The 11,344-nt window shown below is 25.6% G+C and carries 7 protein-coding genes; 5 read left to right on the top strand and 2 right to left on the bottom strand.

The features are described 5' to 3' along the window. Positions 1–747 (bottom strand): alpha-ketoglutarate-dependent dioxygenase AlkB family protein, encoded by a 747-nt coding sequence (locus LPB137_RS07165; RefSeq protein WP_076086340.1) that lies wholly within the window; start codon positions 745–747, stop codon positions 1–3. 129 nt (positions 748–876) lie between these two features. Here LPB137_RS07165 and LPB137_RS07160 point away from each other — a divergent pair, with 129 nt between their 5' ends. The 3 genes from LPB137_RS07160 to LPB137_RS07150 all read left to right on the top strand — a co-directional run bounded on the left by LPB137_RS07160 (position 877) and on the right by LPB137_RS07150 (position 5,747). Beyond that, entirely contained in the window at positions 877–2,361 is a 1,485-nt protein-coding gene (locus tag LPB137_RS07160; protein WP_076086337.1) for a carboxypeptidase M32, read from the top strand. 15 nt (positions 2,362–2,376) lie between these two features. Then, positions 2,377–4,323, top strand: a complete 1,947-nt coding sequence (locus LPB137_RS07155) for a hypothetical protein (RefSeq protein WP_076086334.1) — start codon at positions 2,377–2,379, stop codon at positions 4,321–4,323. A gap of 83 nt (positions 4,324–4,406) precedes the next feature. Continuing rightward, complete coding sequence (locus LPB137_RS07150) at positions 4,407–5,747, top strand: DEAD/DEAH box helicase (RefSeq protein ID WP_076086331.1); 1,341 nt, start codon at positions 4,407–4,409, stop codon at positions 5,745–5,747. 251 nt (positions 5,748–5,998) lie between these two features. Here LPB137_RS07150 and LPB137_RS07145 read toward each other — a convergent pair whose 3' ends face one another. Next, a complete protein-coding gene (locus LPB137_RS07145; protein WP_156981730.1) occupies positions 5,999–8,656 on the bottom strand; it encodes an NACHT domain-containing protein in 2,658 nt (885 codons plus the stop codon). A gap of 434 nt (positions 8,657–9,090) precedes the next feature. Here LPB137_RS07145 and msrA point away from each other — a divergent pair, with 434 nt between their 5' ends. Together msrA and LPB137_RS07135 are read left to right on the top strand one after the other, a co-directional pair. Then, positions 9,091–9,585: a peptide-methionine (S)-S-oxide reductase MsrA gene (msrA, locus tag LPB137_RS07140; RefSeq protein ID WP_076086325.1), complete on the top strand. Its 495-nt coding sequence runs from the start codon at positions 9,091–9,093 to the stop codon at positions 9,583–9,585. Positions 9,586–9,664: 79 nt separating this feature from the next. Then, positions 9,665–11,329: a GGDEF domain-containing protein gene (locus LPB137_RS07135; protein WP_076086322.1), complete on the top strand. Its 1,665-nt coding sequence runs from the start codon at positions 9,665–9,667 to the stop codon at positions 11,327–11,329. The last annotated feature ends 15 nt before the right edge of the window (positions 11,330–11,344 follow it).

Raw genomic sequence — 11,344 nt, 5'->3', positions numbered from 1 at the left:
CTATTTTATAGTTCTAAAAGTTAAATTGAATCTTGCATTTTTTCTTTTTTTTCTTTTTGGAACTGAATGCTTCCAATGATGTTGTATTTCCCCAGACATAATTAGAAGAGTGCCATGTTTCAAAGGTATTTTTATCTTTTCATCTGTTTTATTAGATTTTATTAAGAAGTCTCTTTCTTCACCAAAATTTACAGAAGCAATAATTGGGTCTTTACCAAGTTCTTTTTCATCATCAGCATGCCAACCCATATGGTCATCACCATCTCTATACCAATTTAGTAATACGCTATTAAACTTAAGATTTAGAGTTTCTTCAATCTTTTGTTTGATATACAATAAACCTTTATTCCATTTTTTAGCTTGAAATGTAATGCCTGAGTATGTATATAATATATTTTCATCACCGTACCATGCTGAATATCGTGGTACATATATTTCCTTACCAAACATAAGTATTTTATCATGTTGCCATAATATATTTTTAAATTGGATAGATTGCAATTTATCTTTTTCAAACTCTCTGTAGTTTTTAATATTAGAATCAATGGTATCATTTTCTAAAAAATACTCAACACTTCTGTCACTTATTTTTTTATTAAAAAAATCTTCAGCATAAAATAGCTCGCCATGGGGAATTTTTATATCATAGCCTTTTAAACTATCATTCCATTTTATGCTATAACCGTCTTTTAAAGGAATAAGAAAAGGTAAATTATCATTATTTTTATAATCACTAAATAGATTCATTTTAAACTTTTATCTTAATATTATTTATATAATGTAATTTTATCCTATGAATACTTTGAATAAATAAACAGTAGCTTATTAAAAACTTTTTATGCTAAAATCTTTTTAATTTTAATCTTAAGGATATTGATGAAAGCATATAAAAAGCTTGTAGAGAAATATGAAAGAATACATCACTTATCTCATATGCAATCTATTGTTTATTGGGATCAACAAAGTATGATGCCTAGTGGTTCAAGCGATGCAAGAGCAAAAGCAATGGCAGAGTTTGGTGTGATTATTCATGAAGCATCAGTAGATAAAGAAATAGCCCTACTTTTAAATGATGCTATGGGTGAAAATTTAAACGCAATACAAAAAGCATCTTTAAGAGAAATGCAAAAAACATATACAAGTAATACCATTCTTCCAAGCGATCTTGTAAAAGCACAAAGTTTAGCTCACTCAAAATGTAATCATACCTGGATTGAGCAAAGAGCAAATAATAATTGGAAAGGTTTTGAACCAAGGCTAAATGAAGTTATAAAGCTATCGAAAGAAGAAGCAAGGATTAGATCTGAAATAAATGGATTAAGTGCTTATGACTCTTTACTAGATTTATTTGAACCTGGAATGAAAAGCCAAACATTAGATGGTATTTTTGCAGATGTAAAAACTTGGCTGCCAGAACTTATTCAAAATATTGTAGAAAAGCAAAAATCACAAACTTTTATAAAGCCACAAGGTATATTTAAAATAAAAGCTCAAAAAGAACTTGGTGTTAAAGTAATGAAACATTTAGGATTTGATTTCAACAAAGGTCGAATAGATATCTCAGCTCATCCTTTTTGTGGAGGAGTTCCTGAAGATGTAAGACTAACTACAAGATATGACGAAAATGATTTTGTGCAATCTTTAATGGGTACGATACATGAAACAGGACATGCTTTATATGAGCAAAATTTGCCACAAGACTTATTAGCTCTTCCAGTTGGACAAGCAAGGTCTATGGGAATACATGAAAGTCAAAGTCTATTTTTTGAAATGCAAATGGGAAGAAGTGGTGAGTTTTTAAAATCAATTCATCCATATATCATTGAATCTTTTGGAAATGATGAAGCACTTGCTCTTGATAATTTAGTAAAAATTTATTCAAAAGTTGAACCTTCTTTGATTCGTGTAGATGCTGATGAAGTTACTTATGCTTCACATGTGATTTTAAGATATGAAATTGAGAAAGCTTTAATAAATGGACAAATTCAAACTTCAGATATTCCAGATATGTGGAATGATAAAATGCAAGAAGCTCTAGGATTAAATACAAAAGATAACTATAAAAATGCTTGTATGCAAGATGTTCATTGGAGTGAAGGTTTATTTGGATATTTTCCATCATATACCTTAGGAGCTATGTATGCAGCACAACAATTTAATACTGTTAAAAAAGTTCATCCAAATATAAATGACTCAATAGCAAATGGAGATTTATCTCAAATTAAATCATGGCTAAAAGAAAATATTTGGAGTAATGCAAGTATTTATTCTACAGATGAATTAATGAGTAAAGCTACTGGTGAGTCTTTAAATCCTAAATACTTTAAAGAACACCTTGAAAATAGGTATTTATTTAATTAAAGTTAATACAAAACTATGAAATATTATATTTATGATGTAGAAACCTTTCCTAATATATTCACTTGTGTTATTCAAAATGCACAAAATAAAGAGTTAAGAGTATTTGAACTAAGCTCCAGAGTAAACGACTTAACAAAGTTTTTAAAAACACTTGAGTGGCTTAGTAAAAATGAAAAGATATTAGTAGGATACAATAACCTAAACTTTGATTATGCAGTACTACAGTTTATTTATAAAAATGCAAAGAGTTATTCTATAAAAGAACTAGTTTATAAAGTTTTTCTTTTTGCAGATTCACTTATCAAAAACAATATCATTTACAAAGAAGATAAAAATACTTTAAAAATCAATCAACTTGATCTTATGAAAATACACAATTTTGACTATAAAGCTACGAGAGTTAGCCTAAAAGTATTAGAAGTAAATATGCGTATGGATTCTATTGAAGATTTGGACTTTAAAATAGGTGAAGATATAAAACCAAATGACTTTGACAATCTAATTAAGTATAATAAACACGATGTAGAAGCTACGCTATTATTCTTCGAGCACTCAAAAGAAGCCATAGAGTTTAGAGAAGACTTAAGTTTAAAATACAATGAAAATATGCTCAACTACAGTGATACAAAAATAGGTAAAAGATACTTTATTCGTAATCTTGAAGAAAAACTTGGAAAAGATATATGTTATGTAAATGGTAAACCAAAACAGACTATTAGAAACTTCTTGGACTTTAACAAAATTATCTTTGACTATATTAATTTTGAAACAGTAGAGTTTCAAAGTCTACTTAAGTATCTAAAAAAGCAGTATTCAAATTCTATGAATGAAGTTTTTTCAAATATTAGCCAAGACAATCTAGGGGAACTTGGCTCTTATTGTACACTAAACTCTAAAAATGAAGCTCAATCTTTACATTTAAACTATAAAGGTTTTACTTTCTATTTTGGAACTGGGGGTTTACATGGAAGTGTAGAGAGTAAGTTCTATGATAAAAGTAATGATTTTTTAATAATAGATGTTGATGTTGCTAGTTACTATCCATCTATTGTAATTCAAAATAATTTATATCCAGAACATCTTGGAATTGAGTTTGTTGATATATATAAAGAAATTCGAGATTTGAGATTTTCTTATAAAAAAGGTACTTCTCAAAACAAAATGCTAAAACTAGCTCTAAACTCAACATATGGAGATACAAACAATCAGTTTAGTCCTTTTTATGACTTCAAGATGACTTTGGATATTACGATTAATGGGCAGTTGATGTTGTGTATGCTTGCTGAAAAACTAATGCAAATACAAACAGTAACTTTAATACAAGCAAATACTGATGGTCTTACTTTTAAAATAGCAAAGAAAGACAAATCAAAATATGAAGATATCTCAAAAAAATGGCAAGATTTTACTGGATTAGAACTAGAAGAGATAATATATGAAAAGCTTTGGATTAGAGATGTTAATAACTATGTAGCTTTGAAAGAAAATGGCGAAGCTAAAAAAATAGGTACATACAAATATGACTTAGCATGGAATCAAAATCACTCTTCTTTAGTAGTTCAAAAAGCAGTAGAAGCATATTTAATAAAAGGTATTAAAATTGAAGAGTTTATTCATAATCATAGAAATAAATATGACTTTTTATTAAACTTTAAAGCTACAAAAAATATAGACTTAGTCCTTGAAAAAGTATACTCACTACAAAAGACTTACATACCTTTATCTAATACTATTAGATATTTTATAAGTAAAAATGGATTTCCTTTAAAAAAGATTCTACCACCTTTAAATAAAGATTCAGAACAAAGAGTAATAGGAATAAACGTAGGATACAAAGTAGAACTTTGTAATAATATAGAAGATTTTTCATACGAGTTTTTAGACTTTAATTATTATGTAAAAGAAGCTTATAAACTCATAGAACCCTTTAATAAAAGCCAAGAATCACTCTTTGACTTTTAAAAACATTACAAATTGTTATCATTTTGAAATATTAGAATTTTTTTACATATAATCTTAAAAATGAAATATTCTTAGGAGATATGATGCAATTAATAATAGGCTCACAAGTTAAACTAATAGATGGAACTATTGAAAAAATCTTCCCTTATGGCGAAGTCTTGTCATTGTTAAGTAAATTTAAGAATATTTGTACTGATATAAAATGGAACGTAAATGTACCCGCTAGAGATAAGTGTCAAATTATAAAAAATCAAGCAACTATTAATATTAAGAATTTTCAAGCACGAGATTTCCAACAAGCTTGTATTGATAAATTTACAAGAACTACACTTACAGGCTATATTTACGCTCCTACAGGTTCTGGAAAAACAAACATAGCTGCATATTTAATTGCTAAAAGAAATATAAGAACACTTTTTATTGTTCCTAAATATGATTTAGTAAAGCAAACAAAAAAAAGATTTCAAGATATTTTAGATATTGACCCATCAATGATAGGTGAACTTAGCTCTTCAAAAAAAGAGTTTGGAGCTCCTATATTAATCACTACATGGCAATCATTAAACAATGAAGCAACATTACAAAGAGTTAAAGAAGATAAATACTCACAGATTATTTGTGATGAGATGCATAAAGCTAGTGCAAGTGTTTATTATGACGTTGTATCTTCAATTCCTGCTATGTATAAACATGGTCTTACTGCAACACCATATAGAAATAATATCAAAAATGAACAAAAACTTTATGATTTAGTTGGAGAAGAGAGGGCAAGTGTTGATATTATTGATTTATATAAAAATGGCTTTTTAGTACAACCCAATATAAGATTTAAAAATACAAATTATAAAATCGATATAGAACAAGAATACTTGCGAACATTAGATTTTAATATAAAACTAGGAATGCTTAAGAAAAATATTGATAAATCAAAAAAGAGAAAAGAATTTATACTAAATGATATTAAAAATTCTCTAAAGTTCGAAAGAAACAAGTTTAAGTCTAATCAATCTGTAGTTTTAGTCAATACTCTTGAATTGGGACAAACATTGAAAGAAGAATTATCATCTTCTTATAATGTATTATATATTGATGCAAGTACAAAAGCAAAACAAAGAAATGAGATATTTTCTGATTTGACAGAAAACAAAATTACAGATTATGTTTTAATAGGAACTTCAAAACTTCTAGGAGAAGGTACTGATATTCCTTCTATTAAAAATGTATTTTGCGCAAGTCCTGCCTACCCTCCTTTTGAAGATACAGCACGTTTACAACAAATCATAGGAAGAGCTATGAGACCATTTAAAAATAAAAACAGTGCAAATATAATCATTTACAATGATGAAACAACAGGTTGGATAAATAAAAAGAAAAATGAAGTTTTAGATATTGTAATTAACAATGTTAAACCAATTATAAATTAAGTAATATTCTTGCATAAATCAACCTATTGTTCAATTTCAGAATATTTAAGTAAACAATCTTTTAATTCTGAGTATGAATTCATGTTATCTCTCTAATTCTTAAGTTGGTGTATTTTGATATTATATTATAATAGTTAGAAAATTATCTATCTGTTAATCTAAATAACTCTAAGATACTCTAAGTATAAACACATAGAAATACTCTTTTTTTATATAGATTAATGAAAAATATTTTCATGTTTTATACCTACTTACTCAGATGTATTGTTAATTATTTTGCTTATCTCTTTATTTTTTAAATCATTAAAAATTTTACTTAATTCTTTAGTTTTATTTAGATATCTGTCATCAAGAATAGATTCAATTGATTTTTCGCATATAACTGAATAAATACAAGTATAAGGGACTTTTACACTACATGTTTTATACCATATTTTAAGAGGTTGATTAATCCTATTTAAACTAGTAATTCTTTTTATATATATAAAAGGAGTACCTATTAATAATACTATTAAAATATAAACTCCTGATAATTGAGTATGATCATAAGTAAATAAATGATACAAGATTATACTAATAAATATAGATATTATAAAATCATTAAAATACCTAAAATACTTATTAAGGAATAAATTTGGTGAAAGATTAAAAACTTTATTAGGAAGTATTGTTTTTAATAGTTTTCTTGCTAATACATCATCAGAAATATTTAAGTTATCTTGTTTAGATAATAATTCTGATATAAATTGAATAATTTCATCAGTTAATTTTATTTTGTAAATATCCTGTACTTTAAAAGAATTTGTTATACAGTTTACAACTTTAGTATAATAAATTTCATTTTGGTACTTATAGTGAGTAAAATAAAATGCAAATAAATATTCTAAAAATGACTTATGTGCAAATTTAAAATAATTATTTTTACTTAAATCTTTTACAAAAATTCCGGACGCTCGTACATCATTAAAAATAGATTCTATTTTATGTAGATCATCTTCTAATCTTCTTTTTAATAAAATTCCATTTATATGATCATTACTAACTTCATCTGGAATATTAACATATAGCTCAGTAATCGTCCTATGTAATTGATAATTACTAATTTGATTTGAATAACTATCTCTTTTAATAATTGAGACAGCTATACCAAGAGTAAAGTATTCTCTTTCCTTAACTGTTAAAATAGATTCAACACCGGTCCTTCCTATAGTAATAAATTTTTCCTCTTGTCTTAAGTATGAATGTTTTATAAATTTATCAATTATTGAAGCTGAATTAATATTTTTCTTATCCAAATCATTCCATATAATACTGGCTTGATACAGCGTGGAAGGACGAGATATTAATTCTTTGAAATTAACATTCTCATTTTCATTTTTTAAAACATTTAGCATTTCATTTTTAGTTTTACTATCAATATTTCGTAATGAATCTTCTATTTGTTTTAAATCTAAATGCTTTAATATTAAAGCATTACAGTAGAACAAATTATTATTATCTTTATTTAACTCTAAAAATTCTTCCATTTCATGATTATCTAAAAATAAGTTTGGTCTTCCAGTAATTAAGACTTTTGACTTTTCATACCTCATAAATTCAACAAGTCTTTTAAAATGTAACCTTCTGATATATTTATCTCCAACAAGATCCATTTCATCAAAACCTTCTAGTATAACTAATAATTTACCTTCCTCTAGTAGCTTTTCAATTGCTTTTGCATTAATATTAAAACTAGTTGCCCAACTAGCTAAAACATCCAATAAAGTCTCATTTTTAGGGCTTTTTCCTCTTAATTCAATAATGATTGGTATTCTACTTTTCTCATCTTCAATTAATTTATTTGCAATTTTTAAAGATAAACTACTTTTACCTTGTCCATATTCACCCAATAAAGATATATGTTTTCCAACTTGTTTATTGTTAACCCATTTCATTATATACTCTTCTGTATTATCAATATTTTTTTGTTTTTTCTTTTTACTACCTTCAGGTAAATGTAAAAAAGATTTTTGATTAACATAAGTATCCATAAGTTTTAAATTATCACCTGATGTTATTTCTTTTTCATAAAATTCTTTTTTTAAGAAATCAAAATATTCATCAAAATTAACAATTTTTTTTAGTAGTTCTTCTTTATATCTATAATCAATAGTATAATCAGTATGATCAATAGTTTTATTTTCTGCTACACCATTTTGTATTGCAATTATATATTTTTTAAAAGACCTATCAGGACAGTTTTTTTTAGATAAAAGTATTTTTTCATTAATTTCTTCAAGAGATGGTTTATTTAAGAAACATACTATAACAATATCAATATTTCCATATTTTCCAATATAAAAGTTTTCTTCACTGTACCAATCTTTTGATGTTATTTTATATTGAGAACTAATAAATATAAAAAACTCTTTTACTTGAGTATGCCAATCTTTTGATGTATTAAAAAACGTCAAATCAGTAGCTATTTCTTGATTTTCAATATCTTTTTTATTTTCTATAGGTATATTAAAACTTTTAAAGCCCTTTAATGCAGCACTGATAAAATCCATTTCTTTATGAATTTCTTCAAGTTTAACATCTTGACTACTTTTAGCTCCATGCCAATTCTTCGAAATAAAAATAATAACTGATGCAAAAATAAAATATATCAATCCTGACCAAATTTTACCACTCCAGTCAGTATAAGGTATTTCCAACTCTAAATTAAAATAATAGTTTAGTATTTTATATACTATTATAATAAAACTATTATTTGTAAAAACATGTGCTGAAAATAAAGTAGCCATTGAAAAAAGTAAAAATAAAGAGAAAAAAGCAAATCTTTCTCGTGTATATTTTTTTCTTCTATAAATTAAATAAATAATTATCCCCACTAAAACTACAGTAATACCAATTAATATATATAACACAATCTCCACTATTTTCCTTTTTATCTATCTTAAAATAAAAATTTTATTACTTATTGACAATTCATATTTATCATTGTTAAAATTACTTATTTCATTTTATCTAAATATTATTTTATTAATTATCTTACAATAAATTAGTTATAAACTAAATTATTGTAAAGTGCATTAATTTATTTTCCTCCCTTTTTCTATTAATTATTTCATTGTTAGAATACGGAAATAAATATGACTTATTACTAAACCTCAAAGCCATTAAAAGTAGACTCTGTTCTTAAAGATGTATATGTAGCAAAAGAGACATAACTAAGTTTTCTTAGTCATTAGCTACTCAAACTTATTCTATAGGAAAATTTAAAGTAAATGATGTAAAATATCTTGATTACTATAAAAGTGATTTACAAAATATTATAAAATTTTAAATACAGGAAAATTAAATGTCAAATTATAAGAAAGCATATATTGCAGGTGGTTGTTTTTGGGGAATGGAAGATTTATTCAGAAATCAAAAAGGTATCATTGATACAGAAGTTGGTTATCAAGGTGGGGAAAATAGCAACCCAACATATAGAAACCATCCTGGACATGCGGAGGGTATTGAACTTACTTATGATCCTACGATAACATCTTTTAAAGAAATCCTTGATTATTTTTTTAGAATACACAATCCTACAACTATTGATAGACAAGGTAATGATATAGGATCAAGCTATCGTTCAACAATATTCATACAAAATGAAGAAGAACTAAAAACAGCTAAAGAGATTATAAAAATCGTAAATGAATCAGGAAAATGGGAAGCTCCAGTTGTTACAACATTAGAACCTTTTGATACATTTTGGCCTGCTGAAGCAGATCATCAGGATTATTTAGTAAGAAATCCTAATGGATATACATGCCATTCAGAGAGATTTGGATCATTTCTTCAATAAACAATACAAATAAAAACCATAAAGAAAATCTTCTTTATGGTTTAATATTATTATTTATAAGATAAGACTATAATGAGTAATGAAAAAGTTATTTATAATCCTATGTATTATCATATTAAATATCAATTCTTCTTTTGCAGATGAAATACAAACTATTGACCTAACAAATAGTAAATGGGAATATAGATGGGGAGATTCTGATTTTAAAAATGATATTCCAAAATGGACTATAGAAAATGAAAACTCTAAAGAATGGAAAGAGATTAAGTTTCCAAGTAATCCTCCAAATAGAGCTTTAAAAACAAATGCCTGGTTTAGAGTTAAAATTCCTGATAACTTAATGAACAACCCTATTTTATATATTTCAAGTATTGATTTGATTTCTCAATTTTATTATAAAAAAGAGCAAATATATCACTTTGGAAATTTTAATGAAGAAGGAAAAGGAAAATTTAGCGGATGGCCTTGGCATAAAATTTCTTTACCGCAAAATAGCTCAGGAGAATATTTATATATTAGAGTCTACTCCAATTATCTTGATATAGGATTATGGGGAGAAATTTTAATATTATCAGAAAGTGATTTATATAAAAAACTACTTAATACTAGTATGCCAAAAATCATGGTAGGTTCTGTTTCTATATTTGTAGGTGTAATACTATTTTTATCATTTTTATCACGATGGAAAAGAGTAGAATTATTAATACTAGGTTTATTATTTTTAGCACAAGGAGCAGATTTACTTATTTCTGCAAAAATTATTGAATTATATTTATACTTTCCCTTATTAAAACAATATATACTAGCTTCTGTGTTCTTTTTCTTTCCAATTGGAATGGCTTTGTATATGGATAAAACTATAAAGGAAAAAGTGCCCTTTAATCTTATAGGAAGATTGTGGCAAATTCATGTAGTTTATTTTATTTGCGCTATTGCTGGTTCTTTACTTGGATTTTATTCACTGCCTTCAACGTATGAGTATTTTGATATTTTATATAATTTTCTATCTCTTCCTATATTAACTTTCTTTATGATTTATTTCTTTTATAAAGGAGATAAAGAAACTAAAATTATTACCTTTAGTTTCTTTATAATTTCAATTTATTGGCTTTATTCTTATTTAGTAGCATCAGGAATTATAACTTGGAATGAAGTACCAGGAGAGATAGCAATATTTTCTTGCTTATTACTTTTATCTTATTCAATAATCAATAAGCTAAACTATACTGATGATCTAGAAAAAGAAAAAAATAAATTGAAAATTATCTCTACTTTAGACCATTTAACAAAATTAAATAATAGAAAAGAAATTGATTCAATATTAGAAACAAATGAACTATTTTTTAAAAGATATAAAGATACATTTTCTTTAATCTTATTAGATATTGATGATTTTAAAAATGTTAATGATGTTCATGGTCATTTAGTTGGAGATAAAGTCTTAATAGATATATCTGAAATATTAAAAAAGAATACAAGAAAAGTAGATATAGTTGGAAGATGGGGTGGAGAAGAATTTGTTATAATTTGTCCTAAAACAAAAGAAGAGGAAGCTTTTAAGATTGCAGAAAAATTAAGAACTAAGATAGAAAGAAATAAACTAAATATAGCAGAATATAAAACTGCAAGTTTTGGAATTTCCTCATATAAAGAAAATGATTCCATATTAAAACTTCTAGAAAGAGCTGATAAAGCTATGTATCATTCAAAAAAAGAAGGTAAAAATAGAATTACTATAATATAAATATTTTAAAACTAA

This window comes from Poseidonibacter parvus (assembly GCF_001956695.1).
GTDB lineage: Bacteria > Campylobacterota > Campylobacteria > Campylobacterales > Arcobacteraceae > Poseidonibacter > Poseidonibacter parvus.
This window is presented reverse-complemented; position numbering and strand designations above follow the sequence as displayed.

Bases quoted from the DNA above. Each gene is read 5' to 3' on its own strand.
- LPB137_RS07135 (WP_076086322.1), top strand. From the start codon at position 9,665: ATGAAAAAGTTATTTATAATCCTATGTATTATCATATTAAATATCAAT.
- msrA (WP_076086325.1), top strand. From the start codon at position 9,091: ATGTCAAATTATAAGAAAGCATATATTGCAGGTGGTTGTTTTTGGGGA.
- LPB137_RS07155 (WP_076086334.1), top strand. From the start codon at position 2,377: ATGAAATATTATATTTATGATGTAGAAACCTTTCCTAATATATTCACT.
- LPB137_RS07160 (WP_076086337.1), top strand. From the start codon at position 877: ATGAAAGCATATAAAAAGCTTGTAGAGAAATATGAAAGAATACATCAC.
- LPB137_RS07165 (WP_076086340.1), bottom strand. From the start codon at position 747: ATGAATCTATTTAGTGATTATAAAAATAATGATAATTTACCTTTTCTT.
- LPB137_RS07150 (WP_076086331.1), top strand. From the start codon at position 4,407: ATGCAATTAATAATAGGCTCACAAGTTAAACTAATAGATGGAACTATT.